The following is a 22,427-nucleotide window of genomic DNA, read 5'->3' on the forward strand; positions in this document are numbered from 1 at the left end:
GGTTCAGGTATGCAATTGAGCAAAATTCCGAAGCGCATTCTGGTCGTCGACGACAGCCGGGTTCAGCGCGAATTCGCCGTTGATCTTTGTTCGCGCCTCGGCGCCAGTGAAATCCATCAGGCCGAGGATGGCGATCAGGCCATTGCGTTGTTGCGTCAGGCCCCGCAAATCGAAGTGGTGATTCTCGACCTGGAAATGCCGGGCATGGACGGCGTGCAGGTGTTGCATGAAATGGTTCGGCTGGGCATGGACCCGGCCGTGGTGGTGGTCAGTGCCAGGGAAAGCGTGCTGCTCAATGTCGTGGAGAGCATGGGCAAGAGCCTGGGGGTCAAGTTGCTGGGCGTGCTGCAGAAGCCGGTGTCGCTGGAGCAACTGGCCGGCAGCCTCGGGCGCTTTGCCGCCGTGCAGCAGCGCGAGGCGTTCCAGGCCATGGCCGAGCAGGTGCCCGATTTGACCGAGCATGACGTTGCCACTGCATTGCGCGAGCGCCAGTTCGTTGCCTATTTCCAACCCAAGGTGGACCTGCGCGATGGCCACCTGTGTGGTGTCGAAGCGCTGATTCGCTGGCAACACCCGGAGCATGGCCTGCTGCTGCCCGGGCACTTCATCGAACTGATCGAGCGCAGCGATGCCATGTCGGCCATCAGCCTGCTGATGCTGGACATTTCGTTGCAACACTGCCGGCGCTGGCATGCCGCGGGTCTGATGGTCAGCGTCTCGATCAACCTCTCGGCACGCTCGCTGTCGGATTCGAAACTGGCCGATGCCATTATCGAGCGCGTCATGGCCAGCGGGATTGCGCCGCGCTACGTGATGCTGGAAATCACCGAGAGCGCGATCATGACGGACCTGGGCATGACGCTGGGTACCCTGGCCCGTTTGCGCCTCAAGGGCTTCGGCCTGTCGGTGGATGACTATGGCACCGGCTTCTCCTGCATGTTGCAGCTGTCGCGCATTCCCTGCTCGGAATTGAAGGTCGACCGTGCCTTCGTCAATGGGGCGAGCGAAAACCTGCACCTGCGGATCCTGCTGGAAAGCGCCCTGGACATTGCGCACAAGTTGAAGCTCAAGGTTGTCGCCGAGGGCGTGGAAACGCTCAAGGATTGGGGGCTGCTGCGTGAGCTGGGCTGCGACGAGGCCCAGGGCTATTTCGTTGCCAAACCCATGCCGGGGGATGTGGTGCTGCTGTGGTGGAGTACCAACAAGGAGCGTCTGCAGAAACTGGTGAAGCCGGAGGGGTTCTTGCGGCGGGTGTTGGGGATGGATGGCTGAAAATTTGCTGTATTAGTGCTGGCCCTATCGCTGGCAAGCCAGCTCCCACAGAAATCTACAGTGAACTCTGTGGGAGCTGGCTTGCCAGCGATGAGGCCGGAACTGCTCACTCAAACAAACGGCTGCCCACCAAACCCTCGTGGTAACCGCTGAGGCCCGGGAATTTCGGTGAGCCTCTGTTGCCAGGCTGCACGCCAGTCACTGGCCACATGCCCGGCCTTGGCCCTGCGTGCCGCCCGTCGGGCAGCATTGCGCGCCTCTTTGCGGGCTTCCTTGAAGGCATCGGTATTGCGGCAACTACGGCATTTCACCCGCGCAAGTTCGGCGGTGGAAACGAGGTTCTTGCCATGGTGGCCGCAGGCAAGATGCCCGGCGACCCGGAAGTGCGTGACCATCGGTGGATCTCCTTCGTAGTGAATGAGATGCCTTATTAAGCTTAGCAGGTGGTCAAATATTGCTACTTTGTTGCCTGTTCGGGCCTCATCGCTGGCAAGCCAGCTCCCACAGATACATACAGCGGCGGACCCTGTGGGAGCTGGCTTGCCAGCGATGAAGCCGGCCCTGCCTACCAAAACTTGTATGTATACCCAATAATCACTCGATTCTCGTCAATGTCAGTCGTATCACTCCCACGATAAGTGACATTGCGCCACCGCAAGCTCAGGTTCTTCAACGGCCCGCTCTGGATCACATATCCCAGGTCCGTGTCACGCTCCCACTCCCTGGCAGCGGCTGCGCCGACATGGAAGTCATCACCGCGCATGTACCGCGTCATCAACGTCAGCCCGGGAATGCCGGCAGCGGCAAAGTCGTAGTCATAGCGCAACTGCCAGGAGTCTTCCTCGGCGCGCACGAAGTGGTGGTATGTGCCATTGTTCAAGGCCCAGGGGTCGGCGACCAGCAAGAAGGGCAGGCCGGTCCTGCCGTCCTGGTTCTGGTAGGCGATACCCAGCGAATGGCCCTGGGTACTCAACGTGAACATGCCGCCCAGGAAGCGGTTGTCGACGTCGGTCTGGCCTTCGGCATCGCTGCCGAAGTAGCGGATGTCGGCCTTGAAATTGAGGCTGCCGGTCAGTGGCAACTTGTACAGCAGGCTGACGGAATTCTGGCTGTAGTTGTCCTTCAGTTCGGCGCGGTAAAGCGTGGTACTGAACGTCGGCGTGAAGGCATAAGTTGCACCGGCATAGTTGAAACGGTCGGTCGGGACGCCACCGCTGGAACCGTCGGAAAACATGCGCAGATCCTCGTAGTCGGACGAGTCGCGCTGGTGGGCCTGGCGAAACTGACCGGCAGTGAGGTTCAGGTTCTGGATGTCGTTGGAGACAACCTGTGCGCCTTGGTAGGTTTGCGGCAGCAGGCGGGTGTCGTTGCGGAACAGAACCGGCATCACCGGTTCATGGTCGCCGACAGTCACCAGGGTCCTGGCGATTTTCATCTTGGCGGTCGGGCCGAGGAAGCTGAATTCATCCACCGGCTCGCCGGTCAGGCGATTGCGCTGCAGGGCGCCGGTGCCGCTGCTGCCGCCACCGGAGTCGAGCTTGATCCCGACCAGCCCAAGCACGTCCAGGCCGAAGCCGACCGTGCCGTCGGTGAAGCCTGAGGAACCCCGCAGGATAAACCCTTGTGCCCAGTCTTCGGCCTTGCTCTGGGTCTGGCCGTCATGGCGCGGGCCATCGAACAGGCCGTCATCGCGGTAGTCGCGGTTCATGTAGAAATTGCGGGCTTCCAGGCTCAAGTGGCTGTCTGCAAGCAGATCCGCGTGGGCCTGTGCAGCGAACACCAAAGGGGCCACATAGAGGGCTTGGAGGGAAAACCGGGCACGAGTCGGCCCGGCCAATCGACCCATGACGGGATTGGCTGTACACATGATGAGTTGTTCCTGCCTGCTGTTAGTTGTTGTTATTCAACCGGCCCCGTGAGGGGCATGTTTCGGGTTTTATCAACAGAGACACTTCGGCGAGGGCAGGAAGGGAAGAAAGCCTACTGCGCCTCGTCGTCTTGCGGCTCGTTGCCGAGCGATATTGCTGCCATGTCGCCTTGAAGCTTGTTGAGAAAGTGCAGCAGGCTGATGCTGTCGTCGAAACTGAAGCTCTTCAGGCCCTGCTGGTAAAACGTCTGGATTCGCTCCTGCAACGACGCCCAGAACGCCTTGCCGGTGTCGGTCAACTGCACCAGGCGGGCACGGCCGTCATCCGGGTGCGGCACGCGCAGCACGTGGTTGTCGCGTTCCATGCGCTTGAGCACGCCGTCCAGGCTCTGGCGGCTGACGACCAGGTACTCGGTCAGTTCAAAGAACGAAATGCCGCCTTCATGGCCTTCCCGCGAGAGGGCGCCGAGCACGGCCCATTGCACTGTGCTGATGCCCATCTCGTTCTGGACTTGCCTTTGCAGGACGTTGCCGGTCTGGAACAGCCGGAAAAACAGCCTGTTGGGTACGGATCTGTTGTCACTGGTCGTCATTGCTGGATTCCTTGTCGGCTCCGATAGGTCATGTGCGGCGTATGGGCGCCCGGCCTGGCGGAGCAGACAGGGCATCAGTTGGGGACAAACTCGCGCGCAATTATATTTTTCATGATCTGCGCGGTGCCGTCACCGATTTGCAGGCCAAGCACGTCACGCAGGCGCTGGGCGAACGGCAGGTCCTCGCCGTAACCGGTGTGCCCGTGGGCCAGCAGGCACTGCTTGACCACATCGAACGCCAGTTTCGGCCCCCACCACTTGTTCATCGCTGCCTCGGCATTGTGCGGCAGCTTATTATCCTTGAGCCACAAGGCGTAATAGCACTGCAGGCGCGCAGCATGCACGTAGGTCTGCAATTCTGCCAGTGGGTGGGTCAAGCCCTGGAAGGACGACAAGGCCTGGCCGAAGGCCTTGCGCTCGGTCAGCCATTGCCAGGTTTCATCCAGCGACTGCTGCGCCAGGGCCAGGCACTGAAGGCCGATCAGGGCGCGGCTGTAGTCGAAGCCTTGCATGACTTGCTTGAAACCCTTGTTCTCATCGCCCAGGCGATGGTTGACCGGTACTTCGACATTGTCGAAGAAGATCGAACCGCGACCAATGGCGCGCTCGCCGGCGTCCTCGAAACGGGTGGTGCTGATGCCGGCCAGGTTCATCGGCACCAGGAAGGCGCTGATGCCGCTGGCGCGTTGTTCGACCGTGCCGGTGCGGGCGAAGACCACGGCGACGTCGGCCTGGTCGGCCATGGAGATGGAGGTCTTTTCACCGTTGAGCACGTAGACATCGCCCTTGCGCTCGGCCTTCAGGCGCAGGCTGGCGGCATCCGATCCGCCGCTGGGCTCGGTCAGGGCGATGCAGGCGACCTTGCGTCCGGCGGTGATCTCGCTCAGCCATTCCCGGGCCAGTGCCGATTCGGCGTACTGGGCGATGATCTGGCCGTTGAGTGAGGTCAGCAGGGGGATATAGGCCACGTTGAAATCGCCACGGGCCAGTTCTTCGATGATCAGGCCGGCCGTGACGCAGTCCAGGCCGCTGCCGCCGAACTCTTCCGGCAGTTCGCCGCCGAGCAGGCCCATTTCGCCCAGCTGGGCAATCACCTCGCGCTCGATCCGGCCGTCGCGGTCGCGTTGACGGTATCCGGGGGCGAGGACGTCGGCGCTGAAGCGGGCAACGCTTTCGCGGATGGCATTTTGTTGTTCTGTGAAGGCGAAGTTCATGATTCTCTCCAGGCCAGTGCGGGTGCTCTTTGCGGGGGCTGTGCCGGCAGCGCAGGGCCGCCGGCAGTGGGCTCACTTGTAGAACTTGCGGAACTCGGGCTTGCGCTTTTCCTTGAAGGCTGCGACGCCTTCCTTCGACTCTTCGGTGTCGTAGTACAGGCTCAGGGCCTGCATGCCCAGGCCGCCGATACCGCCGATGTTGGCGCTGTCGGCGTTGAACGAGCGCTTGGCGATGGACAGGGCGGTAGGGCTCTTCTCGAGAATCTCCTCGCACCATTTCTGCACTTCTTCGTCGAGCTGATCATGGGGCACCACAGCGTTGACCAGGCCCCAGTCCAGCGCCTGCTGGGCGCTGTATTTGCGGCACAGGTACCAGATCTCGCGGGCGCGTTTCTCGCCGATCAGGCGCGACAGGTAGGCGGTGCCGTAACCCGGGTCGACCGAACCGACCTTGGGGCCGACCTGGCCGAACACGGCCTTGTCGGAGGCGATGCTCAGGTCGCAGACCACGTGCAGCACATGGCCGCCGCCGATGGCAAAGCCGTTGACCCGGGCAATCACCGGCTTGGGCACTTCGCGGATCAGGTTCTGCAACTCTTCGACCGGCAGGCCGATCAGGCCACGGCCGTCGTACTGGCCTTCATGGGCGCCCTGGTCGCCGCCGGTGCAGAAGGCCTTGTCGCCAGCGCCGGTGAAGACGATGACGCCGATGGCCTTGTTCCACCCGGCGCGGTTGAAGGCGTCGATCAGTTCCATGCAGGTCTGGCCGCGGAACGCGTTGTAGCGATCGGGCCGGTTGATGGTGATGGTCGCTACACCGTTGAGTTCCTGGTACAGGATGTCTTCGTAGTTCATTGCAGGCTCTTTCATTGCATAGTCTCCTGGTTTAGCCGGCCATGGTCAGGCCGCCGGACACGCTGATCACTTGTCCGGTAATGAAGTTGGCATCGTCGCTGGCGAGCAGGGCGATGATTCCCGGGTAGTCTTCCGGTTGGCCGAGGCGGCGCATCGGCACCGCATTCTTGAAGGCCTCCAGGAGCTTTTCCGGATTGTTGGAGGTGTCGGCCACACTCTTGAGCAGGGCGGTATCGGTGGGGCCCGGGCAGACCACGTTGAGGGTGATGTTCTTGGTCGCGAGCTCGCGCGCCAGGGTCTTGCTCAAGCCCACCAGGCCGGCCTTGCAGGCGGCGTACACCGCTTCGCCCGAAGATCCGACGCGGGCGGCATCGGACGCGATGTTGATCACCTTGCCGCCACCGGCTTCGAGCATTTTCGGCAGCACCACGTGGTGCATGTTCAGAGCGCCGGTCAGGTTGATCGAAATCAGTTGTTCCCAGTGCTTGGGTTCGGTCTTGAGGAAGGGCATGAAACGGTCGAAACCAGCGTTGTTGACCAGCACCGTGGGCACGCCCAGGTCTTTTTCGATGGCGGCGACGGTTTCGGTGATGGCGTCGTAGTCGGTGATGTCGGCAGCGTAGGCGACTGCCTTGCCGCCGGCTTCACGGATCAGGTCGACGGTGGTCTGGGCTGCGGCGCTGTCGCGGTCGAGCACGGCGACCAGGCCACCTTCGGCCGCGAAACGCAGGCAGACCGCACGGCCGATGCCGCCACCGCCGCCGGTGATGATGATGGTTTTTCCAGTAAGGCCTTTCATGGGGCAATTCTCCGAGGTCGTTGAGTTGCGTTATTCGAGCGGATGGGTCAGCGGCGCCTGGCCGGGTCGATGCGAATGCTCTCGGCCCGTTCATGCAGCTTGAATTTCTGGATCTTTCCGGAAGGTGTGCGGGGCAGGGCCGGCAGTACCTCCAGGTATTCGGGCAGGTAGTTGCGCGACAGGTTGTGTTCGAGCAGGAAGGCCACGGCGTCTTCGAGCAACAGGTCAGCGAAGCCTTCATTCAGGGTGACGTAGGCACAGACCCGCTCACCCAGGCGCTCGTCGGGGCAGCCGACCAGGGCCACGGCGGAAATGGCCGGGTGCTTGTATAGGAGGTTTTCGACTTCCACCACCGGAACGTTTTCGCCGCCTCGAATGACCACGTCCTTGGTACGCCCGGTGATGCGGATGTAACCTCGGTCATCCATGCGCGCCAGGTCGCCGGTGGCGAACCAGCCCTGGGCATCGACCTCATACAGATCGGGGCGCTTGAGGTAACCGATGAACAGGCTGGCGCCGCGCACCTGCAAGTGGCCCTCGGTACCGGCCGCCACCGGCAGGCCGTCATCGTCGACCACCTGCACGGCCATGAGGGGCAGGGCCAGGCCATCGGTATGAATGGCCCGCTCGGGATCGTCCTGCACCCGCGTCATGGTGGCGGCGCCGGTTTCGGTCATGCCCCAGGCCGAGACGATTTTCGCCGGGAGGCTGACGCCAGCCCGCTCCACCAGACTCTCCGGGATCGGCGCGCCGGCCGAGACAAAAATGCGCAGCGATGCCAGCGCTTCACGGTGATCGACGGCAACCTCGACCAGGTCGGCGAGAAACGGCGTCGAGGCCATGGTAAAGGTGGGACGCTCGGTGGTCGCGACCTTCAGGGCAGTGCGCGCATCCCAGACGTCCTGCAATACCGCTACCGCACCCAGGTAAATCGGCATCACCATGCCGTAGAGAAAACCGGTCTGGTGCGCCATGGGCGAGGCCATGTAGACAATGTCGTCGCGGCCCAGCGCCAGCCGTTCGGCGTAGGGCCGCACGTTGTTCAGCAGGGTGTTGGACGTGTGCAGCACGCCCTTGGGTTCACCGGTGGTGCCGGAGGTGAACAGCAACTGCATGACGTCATCGGCATGGGGGCGGCGTTGGCCGAACAAGGCCTGGGTATCACAGGTTTTTTCCCATTCCCGGGAGAGCAATTGCTGCTCGAAACTGTTATCGCCATTGCCGCCAATCACCAGCACATGACGCAGTTCCGGCAGGTCGGCGCGCAAGCCTTCGACCATGCCGGCATAGTCGAAACCCTTGAAGTGCTGCGGCACGACCAACAGGTGGGTGCGGGCATGGCCGAGCATGAAGCGCAGTTCGCGTTCCCGAAAGATCGGCATCAGTGGGTTGAACACCGCGCCGATACGGGCACAGGCCAGGAACAAGGCGGTCATTTGCCACCAGTTGGGCAGTTGGCAACTCACCACACCGTCCTTTTCCACGCCCAGGGCGGCTAGGCCCGCCGCCATGCGGGTGACCACCACATCGAGTTCACCATAGGTAAAAGAGACGGGGCCGTCCTCACCTGCGCGGTAGGCGACAAGGGCCCGGGCGCTTGGGTCGCTGGAAAGCTGTGAATTCCAATAATCAGTAATGATCATGTCGTTACAAGCGATGCTGTTGGGCATGCTTGAGTGACAGTCTGTTGCTGTGCTTGTCCAGGTGTTCATTAATAAGCACCGATTCTTAAGGGTTTCGTTGTTGTTTTTGGAGCTTCCGGTATTGCCCTTTCGATGGGAGTGAAGATACGGCTTTCAAAATTAATATGTCAACATGTTGTCTTTATTTTTTTCTGTGGATAGACTCGAATCCAACCCCGGACAACAGAGGTAGGTGCCATGGCTTTCCACAACATCCTTGTCGAGCAGCGCGAGGCCGTCGGCCTGATCCGTCTCAACCGCCCGGCCGTGTACAACGCGCTCAACGATGCCTTGATGAGCGAGTTGGGCCAGGCATTGCTGGCGTTCGAGGCCGATGACCAGGTGCGGGCGATTGTCATCACCGGTAGCGACAAGGCGTTTGCCGCTGGCGCCGACCTGAGCGAATTGCAGTTCAAGGAGTTTTCCGATGTGTACCTGGAGGACTTCGTCACGGCCAACTGGGAAACCGTGACGCGCTGCCGCAAGCCGGTGGTCGCGGCGGTTGCCGGCCTGGCCCTGGGCGGTGGTTGCGAGCTGGCGATGATGTGCGACCTGGTGATCGCCGCCGACAACGCCCGTTTCGGCCAGCCGGAAGTCAAGGTCGGCACCTTGCCCGGGGCTGGCGGCACCCAGCGCCTGACCCGTGCCATCGGCAAGGCCAAGGCGATGGACCTGTGCCTGACCGGGCGTTTCATGGAGGTCGAGGAGGCTGAGCGCTGCGGTTTGATCAGCCGTGTGGTGCCGCTGGCCGAGCTGCTCGATCAAGCCCTGGCCGTGGCCGCGCAAATCGCCGGCCACCCGGCCATTGCGGTGAAGCTGAACAAGGAGGCGGTCAACCGCGCCTTTGAAACCACCCTGGCCGAAGGCGTGCAGTTCGAGCGTCGATTGATGCACGCCAGCTTCGCCAGCCAGGACCAGAAGGAAGGCATGCAGGCTTTCGCCCAGAAGCGCAAGCCGGTGTGGACGCATCGCTGAGGCTGCGGCCATCAATCGACAACAGAACAAGAACAAGAGGAACTGCCCAATGCCTTCAGTCGTGGAACTGACCCGCGAAGGGGCCGTGGCCCTGATCCGGGTCGACAACCCGCCGGTCAACGCCCTTGGCCATGCCGTACGCGCAGGCTTGCTCGACGCCTTCATGGCCGCCGAGCAGGATCCGCAAGTCGAGTTGGTCATGCTCTATTGCACGGGCAAGACCTTTATCGCCGGCGCCGATATTCGCGAGTTCGGCCAGCCGCCTCAGGCGCCGATCCTGCAGGAGCTGACCCTGGCCATCGAAAACTGCAGCAAGCCATCGCTGGCCGTGTTGCACGGCACGGTGCTCGGCGGCGGGCTGGAAATCGCCCTGGCCTGTCATTACCGCTTCGCCAGATGCGCCACCCGCCTTGGCTTGCCCGAAACCTGCCTGGGGCTGTTGCCCGGCGGCGGTGGTACCCAGCGCCTGCCGCGGCTGGTGGGCGTGGCGACGGCGCTGGAAATGATCCTGTGCGGCGAGCCGATCGATGCAACGCAAGCGTTGCGCCTTGGCCTTGTCGATGGGCTGTTCGATGAAGAACCACTGACCGCCGGCCTCAAGCGTGCACGGCAACTGTTGGCCGACCAGGTGCCGGTACGACGGATCGGCCAGGCCGAAGTGCCCACCGAACGTGACCAGGCAGCCGCTCTGTTTGCAGCAAAACGCATCGAAATACAGCGTACCCAACCCGATTCGTTCTCGGCCCCGCGCTGCCTTGCCGCGATCGAAGCGGCGACTTGCCTGCCGCTGATCGAGGGCCTGCAGCGCGAGCGCGCGCTGTTTCTCGAATGCATGGCATCACCCCAGCGCGCGGCGCTGATCGAAGACTTCTTTGCCCAACGCCGGGCGGCCAGGGGCTCCCGGGCCTGAGCCACTGGCCAGCTTGGCGTTGGCCTCACCATCGATCGAGGACTTTGCATGGACATCAACTACACACCTGCCGAGCTTGAGTTCCGCGCCGAGGTGCGTGCCTTTCTGCATGATGCACTGCCGCAAGACATCGCCGCCCAGGTTCGCCTGGGCAAGCACCTGAGCAAGGACGACCACCAGCGCTGGCAGCGGATCCTCGCCGGGCGCGGCTGGTACGCGGCCAATTGGCCGGTGGCGTTCGGCGGTACCGGCTGGGGCGTGGTGCAAAAGCACATCTTCGAGGAGGAGTGTGCAGCCTTCGGTGCGCCGCGCCTGATCTCCTTCGGCGTGAACATGGTCGCACCGGTGATCATCAAGTTCGGCAACCCGGCGCAGCAGGCCCATTACCTGCCGCGCATTCTTTCCGGCGAAGACTGGTGGTGCCAGGGTTATTCCGAACCGGGCGCAGGCTCGGACCTGGCCAGCCTCAAGACCCGCGCGGTGCGCGAGGGTGACCACTACGTGGTGAACGGCCAGAAGACCTGGACCACCCTGGGCCAGCACGCCAACATGATTTTCTGCCTGGTGCGCACTGATAGCGAAGCCCAGCAGCAGCGGGGCATTTCCTTTCTGTTGATCGACATGACCACGCCAGGCATCAGCGTGCGCCCGATCATCACCCTCGAAGGCGAGCACGAAGTCAACGAAGTGTTCTTCGACAATGTCCGCGTACCGGTCGAGAACCTCGTGGGCGAAGAAAACCAAGGCTGGACCTGCGCCAAGTACCTGCTCACCCACGAACGCACCGGCCAGGCCAGTATTGGCCAATCCAAGGCGGCGCTGGCGCACCTCAAGCAGGTGGCCCGGGAGGAACTGCGCAATGGCCGGCCACTGCTGGACGACCCGCAGTTTCGCTTGCAGGTCGCCGAAGTGGAGATCCAGTTGCTGGCCATCGAGATGAGCACCCTGCGCATCCTCGCGGCGGCCCAGGCTGGTGAGGTTCCCGGTGCCGAAAGCTCGATCCTGAAGATCAAGGGCTCGGAAATCCGTCAGGCCATCAGCCATCTGCTGCGCAAGGCGCTGGGTACCAAGGCCTTGCCTTTCCTCGAAGAAGAACTGCACGACGGCTTTGCCGGCACGCCGCTGCACAGCGACTACAGTGCCGCCCCCGCCAGCCAGTATTTCAACCTGCGCAAGCTGTCTATCTACGGCGGCTCCAACGAAATTCAGAAGAACATCATCGTCAAGATGATTCTTGAGCTTTAAGGAGGCACGCAATGGACTTCACACTCAGCTCCGAGCAGCAGATGCTGCAAGACACCGTGGCCCGCCTGGCCCGCGATCACTACAGCTTCGAAGCGCGCAAAGGCTACTACCGCAGTGAGGCGGGCATGAGCCCGGATTTCTGGAATCAGCTGGCCGAGCTTGGCTTGTGTTCGGTGCCGATTGACCAGGCCCATGGTGGCTTTGGCGGCAGCGGCGTGGACAACTGGCTGATCATGGCCGAGCTCGGCCGCAACCTGTGCCTGGAGCCGTTTCTGCAATCGCAGATCCATGCCGCCGGGTTGCTGCAGCAACTGGGCGATGCCGACCAGCAGGGCCAGTGGTTGGGGCAAGTGGCAGAGGGTGCGCTGCAACTGGCGGTAGCCCTGGAAGAGCCACAAAGCCACTACCAATTGCACGATGTGCAGACCTGTGCCCGGCCGGTCGACGGCGGCTGGCGCCTGTCGGGACGCAAGGTCGCCGTGGTCGGTGGCGCCAGTGCAGGGCTGATCCTGGTGTCTGCGCGCACTGCTGGCGATGACCGTGACGACCAAGGCATCAGCCTGTTCTTGCTCGAACCACAGGCCGTCGGGCTCAAGCGTCATGACTACCCGTGCATAGACGGCCCGCGTGCCAGCGATCTGATTCTGGACGATGTCTTCGTCGCCGAGGGCGCGTTGCTGGGCAAGGCTGGCGAAGCCCTGCCGGCCTTGCGCTACCAGCAGGGGCGGGCCATTGCCGGCCAGTGTGCCGAAGCCGTCGGCGGCATGCAGGAAGCCTTTCGCCTGACCCTCGATTACCTCAAGACGCGTAAGCAATTCGGCGCGCCGATCGGCAAGTTCCAGGTGTTGCAGCACCGCATGGCCGACATGCGCGCCGAGCTGGAAATGGCCACCTCCATGGCAATCCTCGCCGCCTGCGTGGCCGACCAGGCCGACAGCGACGAGCGCAGCCGGCAGCTGGCCGCCGCCAAGTTCGTGGTGGTGCGCGCTGCGCGCTTGATTGCCGAACAGGCGATCCAGTTGCACGGCGGCATCGGTATGACCTGGGAATACAACCTGGCCCATCACGCCAAGCGCCTGGTGATGCTCAGCCATCAGCTGGGTGACGACGATCACCATTTGCAGGCCTATGCCCGGTTGCTCACCGACCGTGCACACGCCCACTGAGGAGTCAGCCATGCAGCATTTCAGACAGATCGGCATCATCGGCAGCGGTGCCATGGGCCGGGGCATCGCCCAGTTGTTCGCCAGTGCCGGGGTCGAGGTCTTGCTTCACGACAGCCGCAGCGAAGCCATCGAGCAGGCGCTGGGTCATAACCGCGAACTGCTCGAGCGCGCCGCGGCCAAGGGCAAGCTCAGCGCCGAGGCGCTGGCGGCATCCCAGGCGTGCATGAGCCCGGCCTATCGCCTGCAGGACCTGGCCGGCTGCGATCTGTTGATCGAAGCCATCGTGGAGAATCTCGAAGCCAAGCAGGCGCTGTTCCGTGAACTCGAGCAACTGGTCAGCGTCGATGCGGTGCTGGCCAGCAATACCTCGTCCTTGTCGATCAGCCAGATTGCCAGCGGTTGCCGGCATCCCGAACGCGTGGCTGGCTTTCACTTCTTCAATCCGGTGCCCTTGATGAAGATCGTCGAGGTGGTGCGCGGCGAACGCACGGCGCCCCAGGTGGTCGAGCGGCTGAGCGCCCTGGCCGAACAGGCCGGGCACTTCGCGGCAGTCACGCCGGATTCCCCGGGTTTCCTGGTCAACCACGCCGGACGTGCCTTTGGCCCGGAAGCTTTGCGTATTCTCGGCGAAGGCATCGCCAGCGCGGAGCAGATCGACCGCATCCTCAAGGACAGCCTGGGCTTTCGCATGGGGCCCTTCGAGTTGTTCGACCTGGTCGGGCTGGACATTGCCCATGCAGTGATGGAGTCGATCCATCAGCAGTTTTATCAGGACCCGCGCTACACACCTTCGGCACTGGTGCCGCCACGGCTGGCCGGTGGCTTGCTGGGGCGCAAGAGCGGTGAGGGGTTCTATCGCTATGCAGACGGCAAGGCGGTGCTATCGGAGCCGTTGCCGATGCCTGCTGCGACGATCGATCGGCCATTCTGGCTGGACAGTCGCGATCCGGCGGTACGAGAAAAAGTTGCGGCCGTGCTGGCGGTGGCCGGTGCCGAACTGGAGCAGGGCACCCGGCCCGGCCCGACGGCAATCTGCCTGGTCACTCCGCTAGGCGAAGATGCCAGCAGTGCTATCGCAACCCAGCAACTGCCGCCCGAGCGCAGCCTGGCCCTGGAGACTTTTGCCGGCTTCGAGACAAGGCGGGTGTTGATGCGTCAGCCGGCGCTCGACCCGGCTGTGTTGGCCCAGGCTCGCCAGGTGTTCACAGCCGATTGCGTGCCGGTCGAAGTGATCAACGACTCACCGGGCTTCATCGCCCAGCGCGTGCTGGCCGGGATCGTCAACCTCGGTTGCGAGATCGCCCAACGGCGCATCGCCACGCCCGCCACCCTGGACCGTGCCGTGCAGTTGGCGCTGGGTTATCCATTGGGTCCGCTGGCATTCGGCGAGCGCTTTGGCGCGGCCCGTATCCAGCAGATTCTCAACGCCCTGCACGACTTGTTTCAGGAGCCCCGCTACCGGGTCAGCCCCTGGCTGCGCCGACGCGTGCAGTTGGGGCTGTCGCTGACCACGCCTGAGGAATGACCATGACTGCCTATATCTACGATGGCCTGCGCACGCCCTTCGCCCGGCATGCCGGCGCCCTGGCCAGTATCCGCCCGGATGATCTGTTGGCGACCCTGGTGCGTGCACTGGTAGCGCGTAACCCATTCGATAGTGCTGAATATGAGGATCTGATCGCCGGTTGTAGCAATCAGGCCGGTGAGGATGCGCGCAACCTGGCCCGTCACGCGGCGCTGCTGGCCGGGCTGCCGACCTCGGTGGCCGGGGTGACGGTCAATCGCTTGTGTGGTTCGGGCCTGGCCGCCGTGCTGGATGCCGCGCGTGCAGTGCGTGCCGGTGAGGGCGAGTTGTTTATTGCAGGCGGTGCGGAAAGCATGAGCCGTGCACCCTTTGTCGTGGCCAAGGCCAACAGTGCGTGGTCGCGGGATTTCATCGCGTTCGACAGCACCATCGGCGCGCGCTTTCCCAACCCTCGGGTCGAGGCCGCGTTCGGCACCGACTCCATGCCGGAAACCGCCGACAACATTGCCCGTGAACTCGGCATCGGTCGCGAGCAGGCCGATATCTATGCGGCACGCAGCCAGGCACTGTTTCAGGCGGCGCTCGAGGAAGGTTTCCATAGCGGCGAGATACTGCCCATCGAAGTGCCCCAGGGGCGCAAGCAGCCACCCCGGCTGGTCGACCGCGATGAACACCCACGCCCGGACAGTACGGTCGAGGCATTGAGCCGACTCAAGCCTCTTTTTGCTGAAGGCGTGACCACTGCCGGCAACGCATCGGGCGTCAACGATGGCGCGGCGGCGTTGCTGATCGGTTCGTACGAAGTGGGTCAGCGTCATGGCTGCAAGCCACGCGCGCGGATCCTCTCGGGTGCCGTGGCCGGTGTGGAACCGCGCCTCATGGGCCTGGGGCCCGTACCCGCCATCGCCAAGGCCTTGCAGCGCGCGGGATTGACACTGGCCGACATGGACCTGATCGAAATCAACGAAGCCTTCGCCGCCCAGGTCCTGGGTTGTGCGCAACAACTTGGCCTGGCCTTCGACGATTCGCGCCTGAACCCCAACGGCGGTGCCATCGCCGTCGGCCATCCATTGGGCGCTTCCGGTGCGCGCCTGGTCATCGGCGCCGTGCGGCAACTGGAGCGCACGGGCGGTCGATATGCCCTGGTCAGCCTGTGTATCGGCCTGGGCCAAGGCATTGCCTGCGTGATCGAACGACTCGACTGAACCCCCACAACAACAACAACGCTATTCGGAGAACTTCACCATGGCCGCAAAGGCAAGCTTCAACTGGATCGACCCACTGCTGCTGGATCAACAACTGAGTGAGGACGAGCGCATGGTGCGCGACAGCGCCCGCCAGTTCGCCGCGAAACAACTGGCGCCACGGGTGCTGGAAGCCTTCCGCCATGAACAGACCGACCCGGCGATTTTTCGCGAAATGGGCGAGACCGGGCTGCTGGGCGCGACCATTCCCGAGGTCTATGGCGGCAGTGGCTTGAACAGTGTCTGCTATGGCCTGATCGCCCGTGAGGTGGAACGCGTGGACTCGGGCTACCGCTCGATGATGAGCGTACAGTCCTCGTTGGTGATGGTGCCGATCCATGAGTTCGGCTCCGAAGCCACCCGGCAGAAGTACCTGCCGAAGCTGGCCAGTGGCGAGTGGATTGGTTGCTTCGGCCTGACCGAGCCCAATCATGGTTCCGATCCGGGTTCGCTGATTACTCGGGCCAGGAAAGTCGAGGGCGGCTATCGTCTGACCGGGGCGAAGATGTGGATCACCAACAGCCCGATTGCCGATGTGTTCGTGGTCTGGGCCAAGGACGATGCGGGCGACATTCGTGGCTTCGTGCTGGAAAAGGGCTGGCAGGGGCTGAGTGCACCGGCGATCCATGGCAAGGTCGGCCTGCGTGCCTCGATTACGGGGGAGATTGTGATGGACAACGTGTTCGTGCCCGAAGAGAACCTGTTCCCGGACGTGCGTGGCCTGAAGGGACCGTTCACTTGCCTGAACTCTGCCCGTTACGGCATCAGCTGGGGCGCGTTGGGAGCGGCTGAAGATTGCTGGCACACGGCGCGTCAGTACACGCTTGATCGTCAACAGTTCGGTCGGCCATTGGCAGCCAATCAACTGATCCAGAAAAAACTCGCCGACATGCAGACCGAAATTACCCTGGCACTACAGGGCTGCCTGCGCCTCGGCCGGATGAAGGATGAAGGCATCGCTGCCGTGGAAATCACCTCGATCATGAAGCGCAACAGCTGCGGCAAGGCACTGGATATCGCGCGCATGGCGCGGGACATGCTTGGGGGGAATGGGATTAGCGACGAGTTTGGCGTGGCGCGGCATCTGGTCAATCTGGAGGTGGTGAACACCTATGAGGGGACGCATGATGTGCATGCGTTGATATTGGGCCGGGCGCAGACGGGAATTCAGGCGTTTTGCTGATAGACCGCGGCGCTTGAATCGCGGCGGTCCTGCGATCCGGCAAGACCCGCACCCACAGAGATCACTACTTACCTGTGGGAGCGGGCTTGCCCGCGATCCCACGCGCAGCGTGGGAAACATTCAACGGTTGGCGTCAAACCACTCCTGAGTATCTGCCAACGCCTTGCCAAACACCTCCAGAATCGCCCGAATATCCGCCTCGGTCGAAATCAGTGGTGGGCAGAAGGCAATCGCGTCACCCATGTTGCGGGTGATCATGCCGTGCGCCTGGGCGCGGCCGGCCAGGTAGCGACCCAGCTTGCCGACTACCTCGAACGGCGCCTTGGTCTCACGGTCAGCGACCAGTTCGACCGCGGCGATCAAGCCAATGCCACGCACTTCACCCACCAGCGGATGATTCGCGAACTCGCGCAGGCCGGCCTGGAGGACTTCGCCCATGGCCGCAGCGTGCTGCACCAGGTTGTCTTCCTCGATGATCTTGAGGTTTTCCAGCGCCACGGCGGCGGCAACCGGGTGGCCGCTGCCGGTGAAGCCATGGCCCAGGGTGCCCAGGTTGTGGCTCTGGTCGGCGATGCCCTGGTACAGCTCGTCGTTGATCAGGATCGCCGAGATCGGCTGGTAGGACGACGACAACTGCTTGGACAGGACCATCACATCCGGGCGGATGCCGAAGGTCTGGCTGCCGAACATGTTGCCGGTACGGCCAAAACCGCAGATCACTTCGTCGGCGACGATCAGCACGTCGTGCTTGCGGCACACGGCCTGGATCTTGTCCCAGTAGGTACGCGGTGGCACGATCACGCCACCGGCGCCCATCAGCGGTTCGGCATAGAAGGCCGCGACGGTTTCGGCGCCTTCGCGCAGGATCAGGCTTTCCAGTTCGGCGGCCAGGCGATCGGCGAACTGCTCTTCGCTTTCACCTGGCAGGGCATTGCGGTAGTGATGCGGGCTGCCGACATGGTGGAAGCCCGCCAGCGGCACATCGAAGCCACGCTGGTTGGCCGGGATGCCGGTCAGGCTGGCGCTGACGATGGTGATGCCGTGGTAACCGCTGACGCGGCTGATGAATTTCTTCTTGGCCGGCTTGCCGATGGCGTTGTTGCGGTACCAGATCAGCTTGACCACGGTGTCGTTGGCTTCGGAACCGGAGTTGGTGAAAAACACCTTGCTCATGGGCACCGGCGCCATGGCGATCAGCTTGTCCGCCAGCTCGATGCTCGGGGCGTGGGACTTGTGGCTGAACAGGTGGTAGAACGGCAGTTGGCGCAGTTGTTTTTCCGCCGCCTTGATCAGGCGCTCGTTGCTGAAGCCCAGCGCCGTGCTCCACAGACCGGACATGGCCTCTATGTACTGCTTGCCCTGGTCGTCGTAGACGTGGATGCCTTCGCCACGCTCGATGATCAGCGGGCCGACTTCTTCGTGCACGCGGGCATCGGTGTAGGGGTGCAGTTGGTGTTGCTTGTCTTTTTCGGCCAGCGACAGATCTTGCTTGCTCATCATGAGACTCTCTCTAAAAGGAAATGGGCTCGAAAAGGAAAGGGGCTTGCGCCCCTTTTATGGCATCAACGTCCGGTTGATACCGGAATACCGCCCAAGGCGGTCACACGTGCCTTGGCCTTGGCATGCCGACGGCTGACCAGCAGGCCGGAACAGACCACCAGCACGCTCAACACGGCGGTGGCAACCACCTCCAGTTGATGGTCGGGACGGAACAACATCACCACCAGCACGCCGGAGATGAACAGGATCACTGCCCAGGTCAACCACGGGAACAGCCACATGCGGTAGTCCAGCTGCTTGCCTTGCGCGGTGAGTTTCTTGCGCAGGCGCAATTGCGAAACAGCGATCACCAGGTACACCAGCAGGGCGATGGTGCCGGAGCTGGCCATCAGGAAGCCGAACACCTTGGACGGCACCATGTAGTTGGCGATCACGGTCAGGAACGCCGCACCGGTCGACAGCAGCACCGCATAGATCGGCGTACCGCTGCTGGTGGTGTGCTGCGCACAGGCCGGGGCTTCGCCGCGCTTGCTCAGGGAGAAGAGCATGCGCGAAGCGGTGTACAGCGAGGAGTTCAGGCAACTGGTGACCGAGGTCAGTACCACCACATCGATCAGCATCTTGGCATGAGGCACGCCGAGGATTTCCAGCACGGTCACGTACGAGCCTTCGCTGGCCAGGCGTGGGTCGTTCCAGGGCACCAGGGCGACGACGATGAAGATCGACAGGATGTAGAACAGCGCGATCCGCCAGATCACCGAGTTGGTGGCGCGGGAGATCTGCTTCTCGGCAGCGTCCGATTCGGCCGCCGCGATGGTCACCACTTCCGCTCCCAGGAACGAGAACATGGTGATGAGCATGGCGCTGATCACGGCACCAAAGCCGTTGGGCATGAAACCACCGGTGTCCCACAGGCGCGAGACGCCGCTGACGCCGGTGTCGGGCAACAGCCCCATGATGGCGCAGATACCCAGGGTGATAAAACCGACAATGGCCAGCACCTTGACCAGGGCCAGCCAGAACTCGAACTCACCGTAGTTCTTCACGCTGAACAGGTTGGTGGCCGTCAGCAGCAGGGTGATGACCAGCGACAGTACCCAGATCTCCAGTTGTGGCACCCAGGAGTTGATGATGGTTGCAGCAATGTTGGCTTCGATCGGGATGATCAGCACCCAGAACCACCAGTACATCCAGCCGATGCTGAAACCGGCCCACTTGCCGATGGCGCGGTCTGCATAGGTGGAAAAGGAGCCGGTGTCTGGCGATGCAACGGCCATTTCGGCCAGCATGCGCATGACCAGAATCACCAGGATGCCGGCGAAGATGTAGGCCAGCACGGCAGCCGGACCTGCCTCGGCGATCGCCCGACCGGAGCCGACGAACAGGCCCGCACCAATGACCCCGGCAATCGAGAGCATGGTGACGTGACGGGATTTGAGCCCGTGGCTCAGTTTGTTCTGGGGGGTGTTATTGTGCTTGTTGTTCATGGTCTTACCTTTCTCAAACAGCGTCCTTGCCGTAGCGAAAACAGGACAGTCCCGGCACGCATGTACCAGGACCGCCTTGGTTTACTCACCGCAGTGACAGAGGACGTGCCTTACGCCAGTTCGTCGAAGCACTCGGCGATGATGCCCAGGCCACGCGCAAGGTCGGCATCGCTGACGGTCAGCGGTACCAGGATGCGCAGGACGTTGTAGTAAGTACCGCACGACAACAGGATCAGGCCCTTGTCGCGGGCGCGAGCGACGATCTTGCCGGTCAGCTCGGCATTCGGCTTGCTGGCATCACCGCCCTCGCACAGCTCCACGGCCACCATGGCGCCGAGGTTGCGCACTTGCAGCACGCTGTTGTGCTTCTCGCCGATCTGGCGCAGGCCAGTGGTGAGGATTTCACCCACCGACTTGGCGCGGTCCAGCAGTTTTTCTTCTTCGAACGCCTCGATCACCGCCAGGGCGGCAGCGCAGGACACCGGGCTGCCGGCGTAGGTGCCGCCCAGGCCACCAGGGGCGACCGCGTCCATGATCTCGGCCTTGCCGGCCACGCCCGCCAGCGGGAAGCCGCCGGCGATGGATTTGGCGAAGGTGGTCAGGTCGGCAGCGATGCCCATCTGTTCCATGGCGAAGAAGGTACCGGTACGGCCGGCACCGGTCTGTACTTCGTCGGCGATCAAGACGATGCCGTGCTCGTCGCACAGGGCACGCAGGCGCTGCATGAAGGCTTTCGGCGCGACGGTGAAACCGCCTTCGCCTTGCACCGGTTCCAGAATGATGGCGGCGATGTCGCTTGGCTGCGCGTCGTTCTTGAAGATGCGTTCGATGCTGGCGATGGCGTCATCGATGCTGATGCCATGCAGCTCGTTCGGGTACATGGCGCGGTAGATACCACCTGGCATCAGGCCCATGCCGGCAGAGTAGGGCACCACTTTGCCGGTCAGCGACAGGGTGTAGTGGGTGCGGCCATGGTAGGCGCCGGTGAAGGCGATCACGCCGGTGCGGCCGGTATGGGCGCGGGCGATCTTGATGGCATTCTCGACGGCTTCGGCGCCGGTGGTGACCAGCAGGGTCTTCTTGGCGAAGTCGCCCGGGACCAGTTTGTTCAGCTTCTCGCACAGTTCGACGTAAGGCGCGTAGGCGAAAACGTGGAAGCAGGTGTGGGTCAGCTTGGCTTGTTGCGCCTGTACGGCGGCCATGACTTTAGGGTGCAGATGGCCGGTATTGAGCACGGCAATGCCGCCGGCGAAATCGAGGTACTCGCGACCTTCGACGTCCCAGACAGTGGCGTTTTCGGCACGGTCGGCGAAGATCTGGTGGATCTGGCCGACGCCACGGGGAATGGCGTCCAAACGACGTTGCTGCAGGGACTGGTTGGTATCGCTCATGCTTGCCTCATGGGCCGCAACAGCAGCGGCCTTGTTGATTGAAAAACGGTGGAGATAAAGACCAGGGCTATCAAATGCCGATGCAGAGGTATTTGATTTCCAGGTAGTCCTCGATGCCGTACTTGGAGCCTTCGCGGCCCAGGCCCGAGGCCTTGATGCCACCGAACGGCGCCACTTCGTTGGAGATGATCCCGGTGTTGACGCCGACGATGCCGTACTCCAGCGCCTCGCCCACACGGAACACGCGGCTCAGGTCGCGGGCATAGAAGTAGGAGGCCAGGCCGAACTCGGTGTCGTTGGCCATGGCGATCACATCGGCTTCATCCTTGAAGCGGAACAGTGGTGCCAGCGGGCCGAAGGTTTCTTCCTTGGCCACGGCGGCATTGCGCGGTACATCCACCAGCACGGTCGGCTCGAAGAAGGTGCCGCCCAAGGCGTGGGGCTTGCCGCCGGCAACCACGCGAGCGCCTTTGCTCACGGCGTCGTCGATGTGTTCCTGAACCTTGGCCATGGCCTTGGCGTCGATCAGGGGACCTGTGGTGATGCCGTTTTCCAGGCCGTTGCCGATGTTCAGCTTGGCCACGGCGGCTTTCAGTTTTTCCACGAAGGCATCGTAGACACCGTCCTGGATATACAGGCGGTTGGCGCAGACGCAGGTCTGGCCATTGTTGCGGTACTTGGAAATCAGCGCGCCATCGACGGCGGCGTCCAGGTCGGCGTCATCGAACACGATGAAAGGTGCGTTGCCGCCCAGTTCCAGGGAAACCTTCTTGATGTCCTTGGCGCACTCGACCATCAGCTGGCGGCCGATTTCGGTGGAGCCGGTGAAGGTCACCTTGCGCACGATCGGGTTGCCGGTCAGCTCGCCGCCGACTTCGCCGGCGCTGCCGGTGACCACGCTGAACACGCCTTTCGGAATGCCGGCGCGCTCGGCCAGTTCCGCCAGGGCCAGGGCCGAGTAAGGCGTCTGCGAGGCGGGCTTGAGGACCATGGTGCAACCGGCGGCCAGGGCCGGGCCGGCCTTGCGGGTGATCATCGCCGAAGGGAAGTTCCACGGGGTGATGGCCGCGGTCACGCCGATCGGCTGCTTGAGCACCATCAGGCGCTTGTCGACCTGGTGACCGGGGATCATGTCGCCGTAGACGCGCTTGGCTTCTTCGCCGAACCACTCGAGGAAGGAAGCGGCATAGGCGATTTCGCCACGGGATTCAGTCAGCGGCTTGCCCTGTTCCAGGGTCATCAGGCGCGCCAGGTCTTCCTGGTTGGCCATCATCAGGTCGAACCACTTGCGCAGCTTGTTGGCGCGTTCCTTGGCGGTCAGGGCACGCCAGGCCGGCAGGGCCTTGTCGGCGGCCTCAATGGCGCGGCGGGTCTCGGCGGCGCCCATTTTCGGCACGCTGCCGATGATTTCGCCGGTGGCCGGGTTGTTGACCTTCAGGGTCTGGCCGTTGTCGGCATCTACCCATGCACCGTCGATGTAGGCTTGTTGGCGGAACAGTTGCGGATCGTTGAGTTGCAC

19 protein-coding genes are annotated in these 22,427 nt (G+C 62.9%); 8 read left to right on the top strand and 11 right to left on the bottom strand.

The window, feature by feature from the left end; genetic code table 11:
• Positions 1 to 9 precede the first annotated feature (9 nt).
• Positions 10 to 1,272: an EAL domain-containing response regulator gene (locus F2S13_RS24720; protein ID WP_166365823.1), complete on the top strand. Its 1,263-nt coding sequence runs from the start codon at positions 10 to 12 to the stop codon at positions 1,270 to 1,272.
• A 110-nt stretch (positions 1,273 to 1,382) separates the two neighbouring features.
• On the opposite strand, the gene F2S13_RS24725 is transcribed toward F2S13_RS24720, so the two are convergent.
• The 7 genes from F2S13_RS24725 to F2S13_RS24755 form a co-directional block, all read right to left on the bottom strand.
• Positions 1,383 to 1,667, bottom strand: coding sequence for a hypothetical protein (locus F2S13_RS24725; protein WP_166365825.1), 285 nt, complete (start codon positions 1,665 to 1,667; stop codon positions 1,383 to 1,385).
• Positions 1,668 to 1,837: 170 nt separating this feature from the next.
• Entirely contained in the window at positions 1,838 to 3,139 is a 1,302-nt protein-coding gene (locus tag F2S13_RS24730) for an OprD family porin (RefSeq protein WP_166365827.1), read from the bottom strand.
• A 113-nt stretch (positions 3,140 to 3,252) separates the two neighbouring features.
• Positions 3,253 to 3,732: a MarR family winged helix-turn-helix transcriptional regulator gene (locus F2S13_RS24735; RefSeq protein ID WP_166365829.1), complete on the bottom strand. Its 480-nt coding sequence runs from the start codon at positions 3,730 to 3,732 to the stop codon at positions 3,253 to 3,255.
• A gap of 74 nt (positions 3,733 to 3,806) precedes the next feature.
• Positions 3,807 to 4,946 (bottom strand): cyclohexanecarboxyl-CoA dehydrogenase, encoded by a 1,140-nt coding sequence (gene aliB / locus F2S13_RS24740; protein ID WP_166365831.1) that lies wholly within the window; start codon positions 4,944 to 4,946, stop codon positions 3,807 to 3,809.
• A 72-nt stretch (positions 4,947 to 5,018) separates the two neighbouring features.
• A complete protein-coding gene (badI, locus tag F2S13_RS24745; RefSeq protein WP_166365925.1) occupies positions 5,019 to 5,801 on the bottom strand; it encodes a 2-ketocyclohexanecarboxyl-CoA hydrolase in 783 nt (260 codons plus the stop codon).
• 31 nt (positions 5,802 to 5,832) lie between these two features.
• Positions 5,833 to 6,600 carry an SDR family NAD(P)-dependent oxidoreductase gene (locus F2S13_RS24750; RefSeq protein ID WP_166365833.1) on the bottom strand — a complete coding sequence of 256 codons (768 nt, stop codon included), beginning with the start codon at positions 6,598 to 6,600 and terminating at the stop codon, positions 5,833 to 5,835.
• Between the two features lie 47 nt (positions 6,601 to 6,647).
• Positions 6,648 to 8,243, bottom strand: coding sequence for an AMP-binding protein (locus F2S13_RS24755; RefSeq protein ID WP_246238000.1), 1,596 nt, complete (start codon positions 8,241 to 8,243; stop codon positions 6,648 to 6,650).
• Positions 8,244 to 8,480: 237 nt separating this feature from the next.
• Between F2S13_RS24755 and F2S13_RS24760 the strand changes: the two genes are divergently transcribed.
• The 7 genes from F2S13_RS24760 to F2S13_RS24790 are packed head-to-tail and all read left to right on the top strand — an operon-like array spanning position 8,481 to position 16,530.
• Positions 8,481 to 9,257 (top strand): enoyl-CoA hydratase, encoded by a 777-nt coding sequence (locus F2S13_RS24760; RefSeq protein ID WP_166365837.1) that lies wholly within the window; start codon positions 8,481 to 8,483, stop codon positions 9,255 to 9,257.
• A 49-nt stretch (positions 9,258 to 9,306) separates the two neighbouring features.
• Complete coding sequence (locus F2S13_RS24765; protein ID WP_166365839.1) at positions 9,307 to 10,167, top strand: enoyl-CoA hydratase-related protein; 861 nt, start codon at positions 9,307 to 9,309, stop codon at positions 10,165 to 10,167.
• Between the two features lie 48 nt (positions 10,168 to 10,215).
• Positions 10,216 to 11,412 carry an acyl-CoA dehydrogenase family protein gene (locus F2S13_RS24770; RefSeq protein WP_166365841.1) on the top strand — a complete coding sequence of 399 codons (1,197 nt, stop codon included), beginning with the start codon at positions 10,216 to 10,218 and terminating at the stop codon, positions 11,410 to 11,412.
• Between the two features lie 11 nt (positions 11,413 to 11,423).
• Entirely contained in the window at positions 11,424 to 12,578 is a 1,155-nt protein-coding gene (locus tag F2S13_RS24775; protein WP_166365843.1) for an acyl-CoA dehydrogenase family protein, read from the top strand.
• Positions 12,579 to 12,588: 10 nt separating this feature from the next.
• Complete coding sequence (locus tag F2S13_RS24780) at positions 12,589 to 14,103, top strand: 3-hydroxyacyl-CoA dehydrogenase (RefSeq protein ID WP_166365845.1); 1,515 nt, start codon at positions 12,589 to 12,591, stop codon at positions 14,101 to 14,103.
• Positions 14,104 to 14,105: 2 nt separating this feature from the next.
• Positions 14,106 to 15,308 (top strand): 3-oxoadipyl-CoA thiolase, encoded by a 1,203-nt coding sequence (locus F2S13_RS24785; protein WP_166365847.1) that lies wholly within the window; start codon positions 14,106 to 14,108, stop codon positions 15,306 to 15,308.
• A gap of 40 nt (positions 15,309 to 15,348) precedes the next feature.
• Entirely contained in the window at positions 15,349 to 16,530 is a 1,182-nt protein-coding gene (locus tag F2S13_RS24790; RefSeq protein WP_166365849.1) for an acyl-CoA dehydrogenase, read from the top strand.
• A 120-nt stretch (positions 16,531 to 16,650) separates the two neighbouring features.
• Here F2S13_RS24790 and F2S13_RS24795 read toward each other — a convergent pair whose 3' ends face one another.
• The 4 genes from F2S13_RS24795 to gabD all read right to left on the bottom strand — a co-directional run bounded on the left by F2S13_RS24795 (position 16,651) and on the right by gabD (position 22,427).
• Positions 16,651 to 18,027 carry an aspartate aminotransferase family protein gene (locus tag F2S13_RS24795; protein ID WP_166365851.1) on the bottom strand — a complete coding sequence of 459 codons (1,377 nt, stop codon included), beginning with the start codon at positions 18,025 to 18,027 and terminating at the stop codon, positions 16,651 to 16,653.
• A 65-nt stretch (positions 18,028 to 18,092) separates the two neighbouring features.
• Positions 18,093 to 19,517: a GABA permease gene (gabP, locus tag F2S13_RS24800; RefSeq protein WP_166365853.1), complete on the bottom strand. Its 1,425-nt coding sequence runs from the start codon at positions 19,515 to 19,517 to the stop codon at positions 18,093 to 18,095.
• Positions 19,518 to 19,627: 110 nt separating this feature from the next.
• Positions 19,628 to 20,908 carry a 4-aminobutyrate--2-oxoglutarate transaminase gene (gene gabT / locus F2S13_RS24805; RefSeq protein WP_166365855.1) on the bottom strand — a complete coding sequence of 427 codons (1,281 nt, stop codon included), beginning with the start codon at positions 20,906 to 20,908 and terminating at the stop codon, positions 19,628 to 19,630.
• 70 nt (positions 20,909 to 20,978) lie between these two features.
• Positions 20,979 to 22,427 carry an NADP-dependent succinate-semialdehyde dehydrogenase gene (gene gabD, locus F2S13_RS24810; RefSeq protein WP_166365857.1) on the bottom strand — a complete coding sequence of 483 codons (1,449 nt, stop codon included), beginning with the start codon at positions 22,425 to 22,427 and terminating at the stop codon, positions 20,979 to 20,981.

The organism is Pseudomonas akapageensis, from assembly GCF_011355085.1.
GTDB lineage: Bacteria > Pseudomonadota > Gammaproteobacteria > Pseudomonadales > Pseudomonadaceae > Aquipseudomonas > Aquipseudomonas akapageensis.